At 61.7% G+C, this 20,042-nt stretch carries 16 protein-coding genes; 13 read left to right on the top strand and 3 right to left on the bottom strand.

Translation table 11 applies throughout. The features are described 5' to 3' along the window. Positions 1-98 precede the first annotated feature (98 nt). Together LVD08_RS12560 and LVD08_RS12565 are read right to left on the bottom strand one after the other, a co-directional pair. A complete protein-coding gene (locus tag LVD08_RS12560) occupies positions 99-722 on the bottom strand; it encodes a glutathione S-transferase N-terminal domain-containing protein (RefSeq protein ID WP_247268274.1) in 624 nt (207 codons plus the stop codon). Between the two features lie 390 nt (positions 723-1,112). Beyond that, entirely contained in the window at positions 1,113-1,271 is a 159-nt protein-coding gene (locus LVD08_RS12565; protein ID WP_247268275.1) for a hypothetical protein, read from the bottom strand. Between the two features lie 544 nt (positions 1,272-1,815). On the opposite strand from LVD08_RS12565, the gene LVD08_RS12570 reads away from it, so the two are divergent. From LVD08_RS12570 to LVD08_RS12620, 11 genes are all read left to right on the top strand, one after another. Then, complete coding sequence (locus tag LVD08_RS12570; RefSeq protein ID WP_247268276.1) at positions 1,816-2,646, top strand: energy transducer TonB; 831 nt, start codon at positions 1,816-1,818, stop codon at positions 2,644-2,646. 51 nt (positions 2,647-2,697) lie between these two features. Next, positions 2,698-3,405 (top strand): MotA/TolQ/ExbB proton channel family protein, encoded by a 708-nt coding sequence (locus LVD08_RS12575; RefSeq protein WP_247268277.1) that lies wholly within the window; start codon positions 2,698-2,700, stop codon positions 3,403-3,405. Beyond that, entirely contained in the window at positions 3,405-3,806 is a 402-nt protein-coding gene (locus LVD08_RS12580) for an ExbD/TolR family protein (protein WP_003223575.1), read from the top strand. Before LVD08_RS12575 ends, LVD08_RS12580 begins: the two co-directional genes overlap by 1 nt. 206 nt (positions 3,807-4,012) lie before the next feature. Continuing rightward, entirely contained in the window at positions 4,013-6,724 is a 2,712-nt protein-coding gene (locus tag LVD08_RS12585) for a TonB-dependent receptor (RefSeq protein ID WP_247268278.1), read from the top strand. A gap of 185 nt (positions 6,725-6,909) precedes the next feature. Then, a complete protein-coding gene (locus LVD08_RS12590) occupies positions 6,910-8,775 on the top strand; it encodes an extracellular solute-binding protein (protein WP_247268279.1) in 1,866 nt (621 codons plus the stop codon). 1 nt (position 8,776) lies between these two features. Then, the gene (locus LVD08_RS12595; RefSeq protein ID WP_247268280.1) at positions 8,777-9,841 is read left to right on the top strand and encodes a microcin C ABC transporter permease YejB; all 1,065 of its coding nucleotides are present in this window, start codon (positions 8,777-8,779) and stop codon (positions 9,839-9,841) included. After that, positions 9,841-10,863, top strand: coding sequence for an ABC transporter permease (locus LVD08_RS12600; RefSeq protein WP_096797383.1), 1,023 nt, complete (start codon positions 9,841-9,843; stop codon positions 10,861-10,863). The genes LVD08_RS12595 and LVD08_RS12600 overlap by 1 nt, the downstream gene beginning before the upstream one ends. 14 nt (positions 10,864-10,877) lie before the next feature. Continuing rightward, positions 10,878-12,512, top strand: coding sequence for an ABC transporter ATP-binding protein (locus LVD08_RS12605; protein ID WP_247268281.1), 1,635 nt, complete (start codon positions 10,878-10,880; stop codon positions 12,510-12,512). Positions 12,513-12,680: 168 nt separating this feature from the next. Continuing rightward, entirely contained in the window at positions 12,681-13,202 is a 522-nt protein-coding gene (locus tag LVD08_RS12610) for a DUF3455 domain-containing protein (RefSeq protein WP_003223564.1), read from the top strand. Between the two features lie 179 nt (positions 13,203-13,381). Then, positions 13,382-13,915: a sigma-70 family RNA polymerase sigma factor gene (locus tag LVD08_RS12615; RefSeq protein WP_247268282.1), complete on the top strand. Its 534-nt coding sequence runs from the start codon at positions 13,382-13,384 to the stop codon at positions 13,913-13,915. Next, the gene (locus LVD08_RS12620) at positions 13,912-14,604 is read left to right on the top strand and encodes an anti-sigma factor (protein WP_247268283.1); all 693 of its coding nucleotides are present in this window, start codon (positions 13,912-13,914) and stop codon (positions 14,602-14,604) included. Before LVD08_RS12615 ends, LVD08_RS12620 begins: the two co-directional genes overlap by 4 nt. 7 nt (positions 14,605-14,611) lie before the next feature. On the opposite strand, the gene LVD08_RS12625 is transcribed toward LVD08_RS12620, so the two are convergent. Beyond that, positions 14,612-15,703, bottom strand: a complete 1,092-nt coding sequence (locus tag LVD08_RS12625) for a DUF1615 domain-containing protein (protein ID WP_247268284.1) — start codon at positions 15,701-15,703, stop codon at positions 14,612-14,614. A 323-nt stretch (positions 15,704-16,026) separates the two neighbouring features. Here LVD08_RS12625 and LVD08_RS12630 point away from each other — a divergent pair, with 323 nt between their 5' ends. Together LVD08_RS12630 and LVD08_RS12635 are read left to right on the top strand one after the other, a co-directional pair. Then, complete coding sequence (locus LVD08_RS12630; RefSeq protein ID WP_247268285.1) at positions 16,027-18,231, top strand: TonB-dependent receptor; 2,205 nt, start codon at positions 16,027-16,029, stop codon at positions 18,229-18,231. Positions 18,232-18,506: 275 nt separating this feature from the next. Further along, positions 18,507-20,042 (top strand): FAD-dependent oxidoreductase, encoded by a 1,536-nt coding sequence (locus tag LVD08_RS12635; RefSeq protein WP_247268286.1) that lies wholly within the window; start codon positions 18,507-18,509, stop codon positions 20,040-20,042.

Raw genomic sequence — 20,042 nt, forward strand, 5'->3', positions numbered from 1 at the left:
GCGGGCTTGCTCGCGAATGCGGTGTATCAGTCGAAAAATCTCTGACTGGCAAACCGCATTCGCGAGCAAGCCCGCTCCCACATTGGTTAACAGGGTGTTCAGGACGGCCAATGCCGGGCGAAGACCGGTGCCAGCACCGGGTGCCGGTCGATGCGCTGCAACCACGCATAAAACCCCGGACGGCTCTGGCGCAGGTGCTCGCGGCCGCCCGCCCAACGCGTCACCACGGCTGCCAGCACATCCAGCGCGCCGGGCGTTTCGTCGTCCAGGTACAACTCGGCGGAAAACTGATCGGCAAACACTTCCCAGCTCCAGTGCAGGCGCTCACGTGCGCCGGCCATCAGGTTCTGCCGTGAGGCTTCGTCCGGCATCACCAGCCAGCGCTCGGGGTAATCGATGACGCCGATGGCTGCATAGCAATTGCTGGCGATGTAGACCATGCCGCGAATCGCCTGATCGCGATCAGCCGCCTTGGCCGGCAACAGACCGGACTCGGGAAAACTCAGGCCCAGATGAATCAGAATCGCCACACTCTCGGTGATCGCACTGCCATCGGGCAATTGCAGGGTCGGCACCTGCTTCAGTGGATTGAGGCGCGCCAGTGCCTCGGCGGCTTCGCTTGAGGCTTCGATATCGATAAAGCGATAGGCGATCTGGCATAACTCCAGCGCCGCCTCGATGGCTGCGGCACCTGAATTGCGATGTCCGTACAGTTGATACATGCCCCCTCCTCGATCTCGACAGATCTGTGTAGCCCTATTTATAGCGGGTGTATCCGCTTTGGCACGTTTTTCCCATGCAATCGCGACTTGCGAATTCAAACCTCGCAAAACAGCGCTGGCGGTGCCCATCCCGCACCAAGAGCAATCATCGAACGCTATCCGCGTTCTTGTAAGGTGCGATACCGAACCAAAAGTTCGCGTATCCGAGCTGGCAACAAGGAGTTCACCGCGTGAATCTTCAAACGCTCTGCCGCATCAGCCTCTGCTTGCTTGTTTATCAACAACGCCGAGTTCATTCGAACAGTCCCGGCGGCCAGTGCCTCTACTTTATTACCTGACTCCATGACCACACACCGTGATCGGCGATGACTCTTCGCCGACAAGGGCGTGTTATTTATTTTTTAAATACAACTGCAAAAATTCCTGCACCAGCGCCGTATTAAATGAACGCAGGCTGGATTGTCGGACAATAACTTTCAGCGACTTTGCAAGCGCACCAAAACGGCTCCAGCGAGTTGAATTATTCAGCACTGGAAACAGTGATTTCATTTAAACAAGAACAAGGAACATACGCCGTGACCCGCTAAAACACAGACCCGCACCAAATCAGTCCGCCGCGCACCAGCAAGTGCCCGGGCCGTTAGCCAAGCCGCCGCTCTATCCCGCCGATCAGCGTGATACCGCGTAGAGCCTGACTCGCCTATGAAAAAACTCCACTCAAAGGAGTTTCGGGAAACTGTTGGCCGGAGAAATACACGACCAAGGCAAAACTTATATAAATGCGACATGGGTAACACGGATGAAATAAGACCTATACATTTCGGCAACATCTGGCACAGCGGTTGCTACATGCAAAAAGCACAAGCATGAGACACCAACACTGATCTCAAGCAATAGAAGAACAACCAGGGAATGGCCAATGAACACTCGAAGTCGATGGCTCTAAGCCAGTAACTGTAAGCAAGCCCTGCTCTATAGATAGTTCAACTATCGGCCTGCGTACACCTTGAAGAAAGTTACACCCACCCACTCGAACATCACCCCTATGTTCGGACGGCACCTTATTGCCCTTCATCAACCCGAGGGAGCTTTAATGAACGATGCGGTAAAGCACAGAACCCTGCCGGGGTCGTTACGGGAAGCGCCAATCCCGCTGTCACCGGACAGGCCAGCCTTCACGGCCAATACCTCGCAACCCGGCGGGTTGAACAAACAGCAGATGCTGTTGCTGGTGGCGGTATCGGCGCTGATACACGGCGGCGCCTGGTGGTTTTTCCAGCAGACCCGGCCCGAGCCACTGCCGACTCCGCCGCAGATTCCGGAAATGACCGTCGAGTTGACCAGCCCGACGCCGCCGGCACCGCCCACACCGGAATCGCCACCGCCTCCGCCGCCCCCTCCACCTCCGGAACCGGAGCCTGAACAACCGGTGGAAGACGAAGACGCGGTCAAGCCACCGCCAAAACCGGTGGAAAAACCCAAGCCGATCGAAAAACCGAAACCGGTCGAGAAGCCCAAACCGGTGAAGAAAGTCGAGCCGCCGAAAGCTCCGCCCGCCCCGGCACAACCGGCCGCTCCCGCTGCGCCGGCGACACCGAGCGCGCCACCGGCCCCGGCCACCGCGCCTGCCCCGGTCAAGGAATCGGCAGCGATTTCCGGTCTCGCCAGCCTTGGCAACCCGCCGCCGGAATACCCGTCGCTGGCGCTGCGGCGCAATTGGGAAGGCAGCGTGGTGCTGCGCATTCAGGTGCTGGCCAACGGTCGCGCCGGCTCGGTGACAGTGACCAAGTCCAGCGGCAAGCCGCAACTGGATGACGCCGCCGTCGCGGCGGTAAAGAACTGGAAGTTCATTCCGGCCAAACGCGGTGACACGCCGATTGACGGCTTCGCCACCCAGACCATCGATTTCAAATTGCCGCAATAACGGCACAACCCGACGAACTCACAACCGACTTAATGCAAGCGAGGTGTAGCGATGAACCATTCACTGTCTTCGATGATTGTCCCCGGTGTGCTCTGGGGCCTGGTGCTGTTTTCCGTGGTCAGTTGGGCGATCCTGCTGGTCAAGTCGGCGCAATACCTGCGCCAGAAAGCCCAGAACAAACAGTTCAGCAAAGCCTTCTGGGGCGCGCCGGATCTGCTCACCGCTGCCGAACACGCCAGCCAGTATCCGGGCTCGCTGGCACGCATCGCCAGCAGCGGTTTCGAAGCCTTGCTGGTGGAAGAATCGCCGCGTACCACGCAACAACTGGCGCACACCATCAACCGTTCCGATCGCCTGGAGCGCAACCTGCGCCAGCAGATTCAGAAGGAACGCCGCTCGCTGGAAAACGGTCAGGCGATTCTCGCCAGTATCGGCAGCACCGCGCCGTTCATTGGCCTGTTCGGTACCGTGTGGGGAATCATGGAAGCCCTGCAAAGCATCGGCGAAACCGGCTCGGCCAGCCTTGAAGCGGTCGCCGGCCCCATCGGTCATGCACTGATCGCCACTGGCGTGGGGATCGCCGTCGCGGTCCCGGCAGTGCTGATTTACAACTTCTTCCTGCGCCGCCTGAAACTCGCCTCGGCGGACATGGATGACTTCGCCCACGATTTCGATGCGTTGGCCTCACGCAGCGCGTTCTCCATCAGCCGCCAGGCCATCGCCAGCAAAACCACAGCCGCCGTGCGGGAGGCCAGCTGATGTCCTTTTCTACCCAAGACAGCGATGAAGTGCTCAGCGAAATGAACGTCACGCCGCTGGTGGATGTGATGCTCGTGCTGCTGGTGGTGTTCATCGTCACCGCGCCGCTGATGACCAATGCGATCAAGGTCAATTTGCCGAAAACCGACGCCGTCGCTCCCGCCGAAAAGAAAGACCCAGTGGTGGTCAGCGTCGATCAGGACGGCAAGTTCTACCTGGCGAAAACCGAACTGGCGCCGGAATCGCTGGAAGCCAGCCTCAAGGAGGTCAAGGCCAAGGACGCCGAAGTACGCGTGCAGTTGCAGGCCGACGCCAACGTCAACTACGGCCAGGTGGCCAAGGCCATGGCATCCATCGAACGCTCGGGCATCAGCAAGATTTCGGTGATGACCACCCACTGAGTGCGGTGCCGGGCGCACCTTGAGAAGCGCGCCCGGCACCGCTGAAGAATCCCGTCGCAATCAGCCGACCGAAAAAACGCCAGGCGTCTTCGGAGGGGATCGGCTTGCTTGAAGAAAGTGGTTTTCCGCACGCGGTATCACCGAAAGCGGAGCAATGAGGGGCTCACAAGGCCAATTCGATAACGTCTGACAAGTCGGAAACAACCATGCTGATGAACACTCCACGCTTCACGCTCAAACCTTTGGTGGCAACGATCTCTCGTCACCGTTTTGTTCCGTTGTATCTGGTGGCCATGGGGATGGGCGCCGGGACTGTGCAAGCCGCCGAGGATGACAACGCCACCGTGCCCGCTGCGGCAGCGGTGGTGGCGCCGACCACGCAACTGCAACGGGTGGAAGTGACGGGTTCGGCGATTCGCCGGGTCGATGCGGAAACGGCGGTGCCGATCACCATTCTCAAGGCCGATGAGTTGCGCAAACAGGGCGTGACCACCACCGCCGAACTGGTGCAGCGAATCACCGGCAGCCAGTCGATCAACAACAGCGCCGGCTCCGTGGGCGCGGCTACTGGCGGCGCTTCATTTGCCGACATGCGCGGCATCGGCGCGAACAAGACCCTGGTGCTGCTCAACGGTCGACGCCTGGCGAACAACGCCTTGTCGGGCACCAACTCGGCCGGCGGCGCGGTGGATCTGAACATGATCCCGTTTGCCGCGATCGAGCGCGTGGAGGTTCTGCGCGACGGCGCATCAGCCCTGTACGGCACCGACGCCATCGGCGGCGTGATCAACTTCATCACCAAGAAATCCATGACCGACGGCCAGCTCACCCTCGGTGGCGAAACCCCGACCCACAGCGGCGGCGGTGCCACCAAAGACATGAGCGCCAGTTGGGGCTACGGCGATCTGGAGCAAGACCGCTTCAACGTCCTCGGCGTGTTCAACTACAACAAGCAGCAGAACCTCGACGCCAACGACCGCTCCTTCGCCCGCGACTATGTGCCCGGCCGCGGTCTGGATCAGACCTCCGGCACCGCGTTCCCCGGCAACTACAGCCAGAACGGCAACGCCACCAACCCGTTGGCCAACAGCAATTGCAACGGCCCCAACCTGGTGGCCCGCGACGGCTTGTGCCGCTTCAGCACCCGCGAATACATCGACCTGATTCCGCAAACCGAAAAAACGTCGTTCTTCGGCAAGACCACCGGCAAGCTCGGCGACGATCACAACGTCAACCTCGAATACTTCTGGTCACGCAACAACAACGCCACCGCAGTCGGCCCGGCCCCGCTCACCGGCCTGAGCCTGGACTCGTCGTCGCCCTACTACCCCGGCAACGGCATCACCCCCGGCCCGACCGGCTTCGCCCTCGACCCGACGCAACCGGTCGATGTCAACTGGCGCGAAACCGCCGCCGGCCCGCGTGAATCAAAAGACCAGAACACCAGCCAGCGCTTTCTCCTGAGCTTCGACGGTCTGGTCGGCGGTTGGGATTACAACGTCGGCGCCTCGTACAACCAGAACAAAATCGTCTCCAGCGTCACCAGCGGTTATGTCAGCGATCAGGCGATGATCGATGGCCTGGCCAGCGGTCTGCTCAACCCGTTCGGCCCGCAATCGGCCGCCGGTCAGCAGTACATCGACCAGGCCATGTATCACGGCGCCTATTCCACCGCCGTCGGCCGCGTGGCCGGTTTCGACGGGCGGGTCAGCCGCGAGATCGGTGACTGGTTCGGTGCGGGACCGTCGGGTCTGGCATTGGGCGGCGAGTACCGCAAAGAGAAATTCCATCAGGATTTCGAGCAGTTTGCCGGCGACATTCAGAGCCTCGGTATCGACCCGGCCGGCAGCGTCGAGGGCGACCGCAGCGTGAAAGCCGCGTACGCCGAAATCAACGTGCCGGTGCTCGACAGCCTCGAACTGTCCGCCGCTGTGCGTCACGACAAATACAGCGACTTCGGCAGCACCACCAACCCGAAATACTCGTTCCGTTACCAGCCCTTGAAAGAGCTGGTAGTGCGTGGCGCGTACAGCGAAGGGTTCCGTGCGCCATCGCTCTACGAGCTGTATTCGCCGCGCAGCATCACCTACACCCAGGGCTACTACAACGACCCGGTGCTGTGTACCGGTGGCGTGGTGCAACCGGGCGGCAACGGCGGGCGCGATTGCGGTCAGCAGTTCCTCAATCAGATCGGCGGCAATGAAGATCTGGCTCCGGAGAAGGCGCGCAACGTGACGCTGGGCTTCGTCTATCAGCCGGTCAGCAACCTGTCGGTGGGGCTGGATTTCTGGTGGATTCACATTTCCAACCAGATCCAGCCGTTCCCTGAATCCACCGTGTTCGATCAGGCCGGCAGCTACCCGGATCGCTTCGTGCGCAACGCCGACGGCACGCTCAACTACATCGTCACCGGCAACGCCAACCTCGGCATCGTCGAAACCAACGGTGTCGATGTGTCGCTGGACTACCGCTTCCCGAACACCCCGTACGGCCAGTTCGGCCTGGGGCTGCAAGGCACCTACGTCGACAGTTATGACTTCCAGAGCACCATCAAAGGCCCGTTTACCGACAAGGTCGGCGACTTCGAAGGGGACGGCGTGATCGCGCGCTGGAAGCACAACCTCACCGGCAGCTGGACCTTCGGTGCAGCTCGTGCGTCGCTGACCAACCGCTTCACCACCGGTTACAACGACTACGACCGCGATACCCATGCGCGCGTGGCCTCGTATTCGGTGTGGGACCTGTCGGCCGGCTACACCTTCAACAAGGTGCTGGACGTCGATGCCGGGATGAAGAACATGTTCGACCGCAACCCGCCGTTCTCCAACCAGGCCTACAACTTCCAGAGCGGTTATGACCCGCGCTACACCGACCCGCTGGGCCGCACGCTGTTTGCGCGCATGACGTATCACTTCTGACCGGAAACACCGGATGTCTCTCCTGTGGGAGATGTTTCCACTGTGGGAGGGGGCTTGCTCCCGAAGGCGGTATATCCGTGAAGGGTGTGTTGACTGACACACCGCCTTCGGGAGCAAGCCCCCTCCCACAGTAGATCTCCCACAGGTTGAGCTGAGCTTTTCCAGGGATTTTGAGGAGTGATTGCATGAGTGTTTTGCGCAACATGGCAGGCCTGCTTTTGGGTAGTGCACTGCTGTGCACCGGCCCCTCGGGACTGGCCGCCGGCAGCTACGCACTGACGGTGTACGGCGAGGCGCCGAAGTATCCGGCGGGTTTCGAGCATTTCGATTTCGTCGATCCCGACGCGCCCAAGGGCGGTTCGCTCAGCCGTGCGTCGATGGAAATCGGCCAGTACAACTACATCACCCCGTATGCCGATCAAGGCATTTCCGTGGTGCAGGTCAACGACTGGGTGTATGCGCCGCTGGCGTTCCGTTCGCTCGACGAGCCCTATACCGTTTACGGTCTGGTCGCGCAACAGATGGAACGTGATCCCGAAGGCCTCTGGGTGCGCTTCACCCTCAACCCCAAGGCCCGCTTCGCCGACGGCACGCCGATCACCGCCGAAGACGTGCGCTACACCTTCAACCTGCTGATGACCAAGGGCAGCCTCAGTTATCGTCAGCAGTACGCCGACGTGCAGGACGTGCTGATCGAAAACCCACGGCAGGTGCGTTTCACCTTCAAGAACAACCTCAACCGCACCCTGGCGCTGGACCTGGCGACGCTGCGCGTGGTGCCCGAACACTGGTGGAAGACTCGCGATTTCGCCAACGGCGGCGGCTTCGAACCACCGCTGGGTAGCGGCCCGTATCGGGTCAGCAAGGTCGATGCCGGACGCAGCATCAGTTTCCAGCGCGACCCGGACTGGTGGGGCAAGGACCTGCCGGTCAGTCGCGGGATGTACAACTTCGACACGCTCACGGTGAATTTCTACGGCGACACCGACGTCGCGCGCCAGCTGTTGCAGGCCGGCGCGTTCGACTACAACCGCGAGTTTTCCTCGTCCGGCTACGTGGTGGGTTACGACAGCCCGGCACTGCGTGACGGTCGCTTGCAGCAGGCGATCCTCGCTCCGGAAAAACCCACCGCCGCCCAAGGCTTCGTGTTCAACCTGCAAAACCCGATTTTTCAGGATCGCCGCGTGCGTCAGGCGATCAGCCTGCTGTGGGATTTCGAATGGACCAACAAGCAGATGATGCGCGGCTTTTATGTACGCCAGAACAGCTTCTGGCCGAAGAGTGAAATGGCCGCGACCGCCCTGCCCGACGCCGAGGAATTGAAGATCCTCGAACCGTTGCGCGGACAGATTCCGGACGAGGTGTTCACCACGGTGTATCAGGCGCCGAAAACCGATGGCAGCGGCTACATCCGCGACAAGCAGCTGCAAGCTCTGAAGCTGCTCGCCGAGGCCGGCTGGACGCCGCAACACAGCCGACTGGTCAACGCCGCCGGCGAGCCTCTGGAGTTCACCTTCCTCGACGGTCAGGGCGGTTTCGATCGCATGCTGCTGCCGTTCAAACGCACCCTCGCGCAGATCGGCATCACCCTCAATCTACGGCGGATCGACTCGGCGCAATACGTCAATCGGCTCAACGCCCGGGACTACGACATGATCGTCACCAGTTTCCCGCGCAGTGGCGACCCGATCGTCTCCCCCGGCCGCGAGCTGTACAGCCTGTATGCGTCGCAAAGTGCCACGCAAGTCGGCAGTTCGAACTCGATGGTGCTGGCCAACCCGGCGGTCGATCAACTGATCGACGGGCTGGTCAAGGCCGACACCCGCGACGCCATGGTGCATTACGCCCGCGCCCTCGACCGGGTGCTGCAATGGGGTTACTACATGATTCCCAACTACTACTCCAAGGGCACGCCGACGGTGTATCAGAACCGCTTCGGCATGCCGCAGGTGCAACCGGCGTACGACGAAGGCCTCAACACCTGGTGGGAGGTCTCGGCCAAGCCGTTGACCACGCAACAGATGCACACCCAGCTCGCGGGGGGCCAGTGACATGCTGCGTTATCTGAGTCGACGTTTGCTGCTGATCATCCCCACGCTGCTGTGCATTCTGGTGGTCAACTTCGTGATTGTGCAGGCCGCACCGGGCGGCCCGGTGGAGCAAGCCATTGCCCGCCTGCAAGGTTTCGGCGGGCACGGCATGAGCGGTGGTGGCGAAGTCGCCGCGGTTGGCGGTGCCGGGCGCAGCAGCCGTGGCCTCGATCCGGCGCTGATCGAGGAAATCAAACACCACTACGGCTTCGACAAACCGATGCACGAACGCTTGTGGCTGATGCTGAAAAACTACGCCCAGCTGGATCTGGGCAGCAGTTTCTTTCGCGGCGCCAAGGTCACCGATCTGATCGTGCAGAAACTGCCGGTGTCGTTGTCGCTCGGCCTGTGGGCAACGCTGATCACCTACCTGATTTCAATCCCGCTGGGCATCCGCAAAGCGATCAGCAACGGCAGCGCGTTCGATGTCTGGAGCAGCACGGCGATCATCATCGGCTACGCGATGCCGGCGTTTCTGTTTGCGATGCTGCTGATCGTGGTGTTCGCCGGCGGCAGCTACGTCAACTGGTTTCCGGTGCAGGGCCTGGTGTCGGATAACTTCGACAGCCTCAGCACCCTGGGCAAGATCGGCGACTACCTCTGGCACCTGGTGTTGCCGGTCACGGCACTGGTGATCGGCGGTTTCGCCACCCTGACCATCCTCACTAAAAACAGCTTCCTCAACGAGATCAGCCGCCAATACGTGATCACCGCGCGGGCCAAGGGTTTGACCGAGCGTCGCGTGCTCTACGGCCACGTGTTTCGCAACGCGATGCTGCTGGTGGTGGCCGGTGTGCCCTCGGCGCTGATCGAGGTGTTTTTCGCCGGCTCCTTGCTGATCGAAACCATCTTCAACCTCGACGGCCTCGGGCGCATGAGTTACGAGGCGGCGGTGTCGCGTGACTATCCGGTGGTGTTCGGCGCGCTGTTTCTGTTCACCCTGTTTGGCCTGTTGATCAAGCTGATCGGTGACCTCTGCTACACCCTGCTCGACCCACGCATCGACTTCTCGGCGAGGACTGCCTGATGTTTACACTCTCTCCTTTGGGTCAGCGCCGGGTCGCGCAGTTCAAGGCCAACCGCCGTGGACGCTGGTCACTGTGGCTGTTCATTGGCCTGTGCCTGATCTGCCTCGGCGGCGAACTGATTGCCAACGACAAACCGTTGGTGATCCGCTACCACGGCGCCTACTACTTCCCGATCCTCAGCGAATACCTGGAAACCGATTTCGGCGGCGAACTGCCGTTCCAGCCTGATTACGCCAGCGCTTATGTGCACGGGCTGATCGAGGATCAGGGCGGCTGGATGCTGTTTCCGCCGATCCCGTTCAGCTACGACACGGTCAATTACGACCTGACTGAACCGGCACCCAGCCCACCCTCATCCAGCAATTGGCTGGGCACCGACGATCAGGCGCGGGACGTGTTGGCACGGGTGATTTTCGGCACACGAATTTCGATTCTGTTTGCGCTGATCCTCACCGGCATCAGTGCGCTGGTCGGCATCGTTGCCGGGGCGCTGCAGGGTTATTACGGCGGCTGGGTCGATTTGCTTGGGCAACGGGTGCTGGAGATCTGGTCGGGGCTGCCGGTGCTGTATCTGCTGATCATTTTGTCCGGGTTCGTCTCGCCGAGTTTCTGGTGGTTGCTGGGGATCATGGCGCTGTTTTCCTGGCTGGCATTGGTGGATGTGGTGCGCGCCGAGTTTCTGCGTGGACGCAATCTGGAATACGTCAAAGCCGCGCGGGCGCTGGGGCTGACCGACAGCGAACTGATGCTGCGGCACATCCTGCCCAACGCGATGACCTCCACCCTGACCTACTTGCCGTTCATTCTGACCGGCGCCATCGCCACCCTCACCGCGCTGGATTTCCTCGGTTTCGGCATGCCCGCCGGGACCGCCTCGCTGGGCGAACTGATTGGCCAGGCCAAGCGCAATCTGCAAGCGCCATGGCTGGGGCTGACGGCATTTTTTGCCTTGGCGCTGATTCTGTCGTTGTTGGTGTTCATCGGTGAGGCTTGCCGTGATGCGTTTGATCCACGATCTTGATCCGAGGAGCTGACATGAGCGACAACCTGATTGAAATCCGCGACCTGCGTGTCGCCTTCGCCGGGCAGGAAGTGGTGCACGGTCTGAACCTCGACATTCGTCGTGGCGAATGCCTGGCGCTGGTCGGCGAGTCCGGCTCGGGCAAGTCGGTGACGGCGCATTCGATTTTGCGCCTGTTGCCGGGCAAAACCGTCAGCAGCAACGGTTCGATTGCTTACAACGGGGTGAACTTGCTGCACGCCAGCGAGCAGCAGATGCGCGGTTTGCGCGGCAACCGGATTGCGATGATTTTCCAGGAGCCGATGACCTCGCTCAATCCTCTGCACACCGTGGAGCGACAGGTCAGTGAAGTGCTGGAGATTCACAAGGGCCTCAAGGGCCGCGCAGCCCGTGAGCGCACGTTGGAGCTGCTGGAACTGGTGGGCATTCGCGAGCCGTTGCAGCGTTTGAAAGCCTATCCGCATCAGCTCTCCGGCGGTCAGCGGCAACGGGTGATGATTGCGATGGCACTGGCCAACGAACCGGAACTGCTGATCGCCGATGAGCCGACCACGGCGCTGGACGTGACCGTGCAGCAGAAAATTCTCGAGCTGCTGATCGAGTTGCAGCAGCGGCTCGGCATGTCGATGCTGCTGATCAGTCACGATCTGAATCTGGTGCGGCGCATCGCGCAAAGGGTGTGCGTGATGCGTCACGGTGAAGTCGTCGAACAGGCTGACTGCGAGACCCTGTTTCGCGCGCCGCAGCATCCTTACAGCCGCTTGCTGATCGAAGCTGAACCGAGCGGTGCGCCGGTGCCGAGCCCGTACCAGCACAACCTGCTGGAAGTCGATGATCTGAAGGTCTGGTTTGCCCTGCCCAAGGCGCTGTTCAGTCGTTCGCAGGCGTACGTCAAAGCGGTGGACGGGGTCAGTTTCCGCCTGCAACGCGGCAAAACGTTGGGGATTGTCGGCGAATCCGGTTCGGGCAAATCGACGCTGGGCCAGGCGATCCTGCGGCTGGTGGAATCCGAGGGCGATATCCGCTTCGGCAACAAGCAGCTGAGCCTGCTCAATCAACGCTTGATGCGCCCCTTGCGGCGACAGATTCAGGTGGTGTTCCAGGATCCGTTCGGCAGCCTGAGCCCACGTATGTCGGTGCAGCAGATCATTGCCGAAGGCTTGCTGACCCACGGCATCGGCACCGAAGCCGAGCGCGAAGCAGCAGTGATTCGCGTACTCGAAGAAGTCGGCCTTGACCCCAAGAGCCGTCATCGCTACCCCCACGAGTTTTCCGGCGGCCAGCGTCAGCGCATCTCCATCGCCCGCGCGCTGGTGCTGGAGCCGGCGCTGATCCTGCTCGACGAACCGACCTCGGCGCTGGATCGCACGGTGCAGAAACAAGTGGTGGAGCTGTTGCGGCAACTGCAGATCAAGCATGGGCTGACCTATCTGTTCATCAGCCATGACCTGGCGGTGGTGCATGCGCTGGCCCATGACTTGCTGGTGATCAAGGATGGCAAGGTCGTGGAACAGGGTTCGTCGCGGGAGATTTTTGCTGCGCCAGCCCACCCCTACACCCAGGAACTGCTGAAAGCCTCCGGCCTCAAGCCCGACGCAAATCCCTGTGGGAGCGGGCTTGCTCGCGAATGCGATATGCCTGTGACATGAATATCGACTGACAGAACGCCTTCGCGAGCAAGCCCGCTCCCACAGGGGGAGATCGGTGGAGGTGGAAAATATTTGTCGGGCACTGCATCCAAACGCCTCCGCCACGGGTAGTCCCTGTAACAGCCCTCTTCGGCTGTCAGCGGTCTACCCCTTTCGGAGATAACACTGATGAACATCACTCAACTGATTGGCCTCACCGGTTTGCTCGCCCTGTCCTCGACAACCTTCGCCCAAAGCAACTATCCCGACGCAATCAAAGTCCCGGACGGTCACAAGATCGCCCTGGAAACCACCGGGGTCGGCGAGATCACTTACGAATGCCGCGACAAGCCCAATGCCGCCGGGCAAACCGAATGGACCTTCGTCGGCCCGAAAGCGGTGCTCAATGATCGCAGCGGCAAGCAGGTCGGCACCTACTTCGGCCCGCCCGCCACCTGGCAGGCCAAGGACGGTTCGAAAGTCACCGGCACGCAATTGGCCGTCGCTCCGTCGAGCCCGGGCAACCTGCCCTATCAACTGGTCAAGGCCAACCCGGCTGAAGGCAAAGGCGCGATGAGCGGCGTGAGTTATATCCAGCGTGTCGCGCTCAAGGGCGGCGTGGCGCCGGGCAGCGAATGCACGGCGGCGAACAAGGGCAAGCAGGAAGTGGTGAAGTATCAGGCCGACTACATTTTCTGGGCGGCGAACTGAGTTTCTGGCCCACTCAAATCTTTCCTTGTGGGAGGGGGCTTGCTCCCGAAGGCGGCGTGTCAGCCAGCATCTCGTTCACTGGCACACTGCATTCGGGAGCAAGCCCCCTCCCACAGAGGAGTCCATAGGGAGAGCCGAGTTGTCTGGATGTTTGCGGAATGTGAGCTAGATTGCACCACATGTCCTTGCCCGAATCCGTGTTTGATTACGAAGCCCGTCTCGCTGCCTGTGCCCGCGGCGAGCAGTCGGCCCTGCGCGATTTGTACGTGCAGGAAGGCCCGCGCCTGCTCGGCGTGGCCAAACGGCTGGTGCGTGACACGGCGCTGGCCGAAGACATCGTGCATGAGGCGTTTATCAAGATCTGGAACGGTGCGGCGCAATTTGATCCGGCGCGCGGTTCAGCGCGCGGCTGGATGTTCAGCGTGACCCGACATCTGGCGTTGAACCAGCTGCGTGATCAAAGCCGGGAGACGCCGTTCAACGAAGAACACGATGCCGAGCCTGACGAGGACGCCTTCGATGTGCAGGGCCATTCGGCGCGGATCCATCGTTGTCTGGAACAACTCGACCCGCAGCGGCGAAGCTGCGTCCTCCACGCTTATGTCGACGGCTACAGCCACGCGCAGATTTCTCAACGGTTGGGCACGCCGCTGGGCACGGTCAAAGCCTGGATCAAACGCAGCCTCAACGCTTTGCGGGAGTGCATGGGATGACCACTGAATCGGCGCAGGAACGTGATGAACTGGCCGGCGAATACGTGCTCGGCACACTCTCTGCTGAACAGCGGATAGAGGTGCAGAAACGCCTGCCGCATGAACCGGCTCTGCGCGCGGCGGTGGACGCCTGGGAACGGCGGCTGCTGGAGCTGACGGACTATGCCGAAGCGCAGCAACCGTCGGCGTTCCTGTGGCCGCGAATCGAGCGCAGCGTCGAGCGACTGACGCCTGAAACGTCCACCACCTCGTGGTGGAATCTGCTGCCGCTGTGGCGCGGGCTGAGCGCTGCCGGACTGGCTGCGACGTTGGTCCTGGGTTCAATTCTGCTGACCCAGACCCCGCCTAAACCGAATTATCTGGTGGTGCTGGTCGCGCCGCAGGACAAGGCGCCAGGCTGGGTGATTCAGGCCAGTAATCCACGGGAAATTCAGTTAATCCCGCTGGGCGTGGTCGAAGTGCCGGCGGACAAGGCGCTGGAGTTCTGGACCAAAGCTGACGGCTGGCAAGGGCCGGTGTCGCTGGGGCTGGTCAAACCGGGGCAGACGCTCTCGGTGCCGCTGGATAAATTGCCGCCGCTGCAACCGAATCAACTGTTCGAGCTGACGCTGGAAGGCGCCAATGGCTCGCCGATCGGTAAACCGACCGGGCCGATTCAAGCCATTGGCCGAGCCGTCAAAGTGCTTTGAACCGGCGTCAACCGGCCTTGGCCATGCAGCGCTTGTAGCGCTCATCCACGCGTTTGGCGAACCACGCCGTGGTCAGCTTGCGGGTGATTTTCGGGCTCTGCAAAACGATCCCCGGCAACACTGCACGCGGCAGTTTTTTTCCCTCCGCTTGCTCCGCCAGTTCGAACACCCGCTGATAGAGTCTGGTCTCTTCGAACTCCAGGTTTTTGCCCTTCTCCAGTTGATCGCGAATGGTCGGGTTACGCATGCCCAGCGACTTGCCGAGGGTGCGCACCGCCAGTTCGGTGGTGCCAGGCATGATCGAGTCGTAGCGAATCAAGTCGCCATCCAGCGCCAGCGGAATGCCCGAAGCTCGGCTGACGGCGTTCTGAAACGCGGCATTGCGGCTGGCGTACCAGCCGGCATTGAAGTCGGCGAAGCGGTACAGCGGCTCGCGGTAACTCACCGGGTAGCCAAGTAAATGCGCGATGCCGAAGTACATGCCGCCACGGCGGGTGAACACTTCGTGGCGGATCGTGCCGTCTACCGGATACGGATACTCCTTGGCGTGCTGCTCGGCGAATTCGATGCTGACCTGCATCGGTCCGGCGGTGTGTACCGGGTTGAAGCCGCCGAACAAGGTGCGGCCCATCGGCACCCTACCGATGAAATCGTCAAAAATGGCGCTGAGTTCTTTTTCACTGCGTGCCGCGTTCAGGCGTTCGCTGTAGGTCTTGCCGTTGGTGGAGCGCACTTGCAGCGCGCCACTGACCAACAGACTGGGAATATGCACTTTGGCGGCACGACGGTCGATTTCGTCGCGGGCGATCTTGCCCAGCCCCGGCACCGTGGGGTCTACCTGAAAGGTGGACTCCTGCTCGGCCACGGCCAGCACCGAACACAGATTCTGCGTGGTCGGGCTGATGTTCTGTGCGGCGAACGCGGCGTAGATGTCGGTGGCCCAGCCTTGACGGTCGGGCACTTTCGCCGGCATCAGCCGCACTATTTCGGCTTTCACTTCAGCCGGCGCACGCGGTGCCGGCTCCTGGCTGCGCTGGCCGGCGCAACCGGCGAGCGCCAGCAGCGCGGCGAGGGTAATGAGTAATCGAGGGGTGTGCATGGCGCTCCTTGGCGTGCATTGAGGCAGGTTCACCATACGATCAAAGGCGTCACGCAGGCTAGGACTGTGACCTTGTGGTGAGGGGATTTATCCCCGATGAACTGCGCAGCAGCCCTCCAATATCAAAGCGGCCCGCTCCGCGCGCCATCGGGGATAAATCCCCTCACTACAGGTTTCCTTTCAGATCGGGAAATTCACCAAGATAAACTGATTGCAAAACGTTACTGCGAACTCCTATCATTTGCACCTGGAGTCGTATTTGCGCAAGGAGTTCCCCGCGCCGTTCTAATTTTCTCACCGGCCGTACGCCTCCAGGTATCGACATGCCCGTTTCAGCTCGACTCGCCGTCCCGTTTCGCCCGACGCTTCTCGCCCTGCTGTGCTCCCTGACTGTCACCGCTCACGCTGCCGATGAAAACGGCAAGGAGCTGGTGCTCGACAACGTCAACATCAACGCCCAAGCGCCAACGTCCAACGCCCTGCCCCCGGTCTACGCCGGTGGTCAGGTCGCCCGTGGCGGTCAGCTCGGCGTGCTCGGCAATCAGGACATGATGGACGTGCCGTTCAGCGCCGCGTCGTACACCGAACAGCTGATTCAGGACCAGCAAGCGGAAAACGTTGCCGACGTGTTGCTCAATGATTCGTCGGTGCGTCAGGCCTCGGGCTTCTCCAACCAGGCGCAGGTGTTCATGATTCGCGGCTTGCCGCTCAACGGCGACGACATTTCCTATAACGGCCTGTATGGCGTGCTGCCCCGGCAGATCATTTCCACCGACGCCCTGGAGCGCGTGGAAGTGTTCAAAGGCCCCAACGCTTTCATCAACGGCGTGACCCCGACCGGCTCCGGCATCGGTGGCGGCGTCAACCTGCAGCCCAAGCGTGCCGGCGACGAGCCGCTGCGTCGCTACACCACCGACATCAACAGCGAAGGTCGCATCGGTCAGCACTTCGATATCGGCCAGCGATTCGGCGAAGACAACCGCTTCGGCGCGCGAATCAACCTGTCGCAGCGCGAAGGCGACACCGGCATCGATCACGAAAACCAGCGCTCGAAACTGTTCAGCATCGGCCTCGACTATCGTGGTGACGCGCTGCGTATTTCCGGCGACTTCGCCTACCAGAAAGAACGCGTCAACGGTGGCCGCAACTCGGTCAACCTCGGCACCGCCACGCACATCCCGGACGCGCCCTCGGCCGACACCAACTACGCGCCGAAGTGGGGTTACACCGACATCGAAGACACCTTCGGCATGCTCCGCGCCGAATACGACCTGAACGACAACTGGACCGCGTACGTCGCCGGCGGCGCCAAGCACACCCGCGAAGTCGGCCGCTACAACTCGACAACCCTGGTGGGCAACAACGGCGCCTCCTACACCACCGGCTCGTTCATCCCCCACGATGAGGACAACACCAGCCTGATGGCCGGCCTCAACGGCAAGTTCAATACCGGCGCGGTCAGCCACAAGCTCAATTTCGGCCTCAGCGGTCTGTGGGCCGAACAGCGCAGTGCCTATGATTTCGACCTGACCAAGTACGCCAACAACATCTACCACCCGGTGGAAACCCCGTCGCCGGTCGGCAATTTTGCCGGCGGCGATCTCAATGACCCGGGCATCGTCGGCAAGACCTTCAACCGCAGCCTCGCGCTCTCCGACACCCTCGGTTTCTTCGATGATCGCCTGCTGATCACCGCTGGCCTACGTCGTCAGCAACTGGTGGTGCAAGGCTACAACTACGCCAGTTACGGCAGCGGCAGCCGCAAGTCGAGCTACGACGAATCGATCACCACGCCGGTCTACGGCATCGTGTTCAAGCCGTGGGAGCACGTGTCGTTCTACGCCAACCACATCGAAGGCCTGGCCCAGGGGCCGACCTCGCCGACCAGCGCCGGCGGCTTGCGTGTGACCAACGGCAACGAAGTCTACGCACCGGCGCGCTCCAAGCAGACCGAGGCCGGGGTCAAGGTCGACATGGGCACTTACGGCGCGAGCCTGGGCGTCTATCGCATCGAACAGCCGAGCGATGGCTACTGTGAAATCAACAGCGCCGCCACCTGCACTTACGTGCGTGAAGGCGAGCAGATCAACAAAGGCGTAGAGATGAACGTGTTCGGCGAGCCGATCAACGGCCTGCGCCTGATCAGCGGCCTGACGCTGATGGACACCGAACTGCGCAACACCCAGAACGGCGCCAACGACGGCAACCGTGCCATCGGCGTGCCGAGCTTCCAGTTCAACGCCGGCGCCGACTGGGATGTACCGGGCCTGCAAGGCGTGGCGCTGAATGCGCGGATGCTACGCACCGGCGGCCAGTACGCCGACGCGGCCAACAACCTCAGCCTGCCAACCTGGAATCGCTTCGACGCGGGTGCGCGTTACGCCTTCAAGGTTTCGCAGAAAGACGTGACCCTGCGCCTGGGCGTCGAAAACCTGGCGAACAAGAAGTATTGGGAATCGGCGCAGGGCGGCTACCTGACCCAGGGTGAGCCGCGGGTGGCGAAGTTGTCGGGCACGATCGATTTCTAACCCGCTGTTGTGAGCAAAGCGGACTGCTGCGCAGTCCAGCGGGAGCAAGCTCCCTCGCCACAGAGTCTCAGCCAAAAATGAAAAAGGCCCCGCAGCTTCACCGCTGTGGGGCCTTTTTGGTTTTTGGGTGCCTGAAAAGGCCTTTTCGCGAGCAGGCTCGCTCCCACATTGGGATGCGTTCGACTGTGGGAGCGGGCTTGCTCGCGAAGAGGCCGGCACTGGCTAGCCTTTCCATCTGATCCATACTTGCTCCACAGCCAACGGAGGACAGGCCCATGAACCGCAGCGACGTACTGATCATCGGCGCCGGCCCGACCGGTCTGGTGCTGGCCCTGTGGCTGAGCAAACTGGGCGTGCGCGTGCGCATCATCGACAAGACCTCCGCGCCCGGCACCACCTCACGAGCACTGGCGGTGCAGGCGCGCACCCTGGAGTTGTATCGCCAGCTGGACCTGGCCGACACCGTGGTGCGCAACGGCCACAAGGTCGCGGCGGCGAATTTCTGGGTCAAGGGCAAACCGGTCGCGCAGTTGCCGTTGCAGCGCATCGGCGAAGGCCTGACGCCCTACTCGTTCATCGAAATCTTCCCCCAGGACCAACACGAACAGCTCCTGCTCGAACGCCTCGAAGACTATGACGTGACGGTTGAGCGCAACACCGAGCTTGAGAGTTTCGAAGAAACCGGCGACGGCCTCAGCGCGCATTTGCGCTTGCCGGACGGGCAGCAGGAAATCTGTCAGGCGTGCTATCTGGCAGGTGCCGACGGCGCCCGCTCGATGGTGCGCAAAACCCTCGACACCGGTTTCCCGGGTGGCACCTATCAGCAGGTTTTCTACGTCGCGGATGTGCAGGCCAGCGGCCCGGCGATGAACGGTGAGCTGCACCTGGATCTGGATGAAGCGGACTTCCTTGCGGTGTTTCCACTGGCCGGCGAAGGCCGTGCCCGACTGATCGGCACCGTGCGTGACGAACGTGCCGACCGCGCCGAAACCCTGCAATTTGCCGACGTCAGCAGCCGCGCCATCGAGCACCTGAAAGTGCACATCGACGAGGTCAACTGGTTCTCCACCTACCGCGTGCATCACCGCGTGGCCGAGCATTTTCGCAGCGGTCGGGCGTTTCTCCTCGGCGACGCCGCGCACGTGCACAGCCCCGCCGGCGGCCAGGGCATGAACACCGGCATCGGCGATGCGATCAACCTGGCCTGGAAACTCGCCGCCGTGCTCAACGGCAGCGCCACGGCGAAGCTGCTCGACACTTACGAAACCGAACGCATCGCCTTCGCCCGGCGGCTGGTGTCAACCACCGACAAGGTGTTCAGCTTCGTCACCGCCGAAGGGCGCATCGCCGATCTGCTGCGTACGCGCCTGGCACCCTTTTTGATCCCGAAAATGGCCACGTTCGAGGCCAGCCGCGAGTTCCTCTTTCGCACCGTCTCACAGGTCACCCTCAACTATCGCGGCATGCCGCTGAGCCAAGGCACGGCCGGCCATGTGCATGGCGGCGACCGCTTGCCGTGGGCGCATGATGGCGAGGGGGATAATTTCGAGCCACTGCGCCAGCCCTGCTGGCAGGTGCACGTGTACGGCGACACCAGCGACGAGATGATCGCCTGGTGCAATGAACACCATCTGCCGCTGCACGTGTTCGACTGGCGGCCGGCGTTTGAAACGGCGGGGTTGGGGCGTAACGGGTTTTATCTGCTGCGCCCGGATACCTATGTGGCGATTGCCGATAACAGCGCGGATCCGAAGGTGATCGAGCGGTACTTTCGGGATCACGGGATCCGACCCTACTTCCACTGCCCCTGA

The organism is Pseudomonas sp. YL2 (assembly GCF_023063025.1).
Taxonomy (GTDB): domain Bacteria; phylum Pseudomonadota; class Gammaproteobacteria; order Pseudomonadales; family Pseudomonadaceae; genus Aquipseudomonas; species Aquipseudomonas putida_A.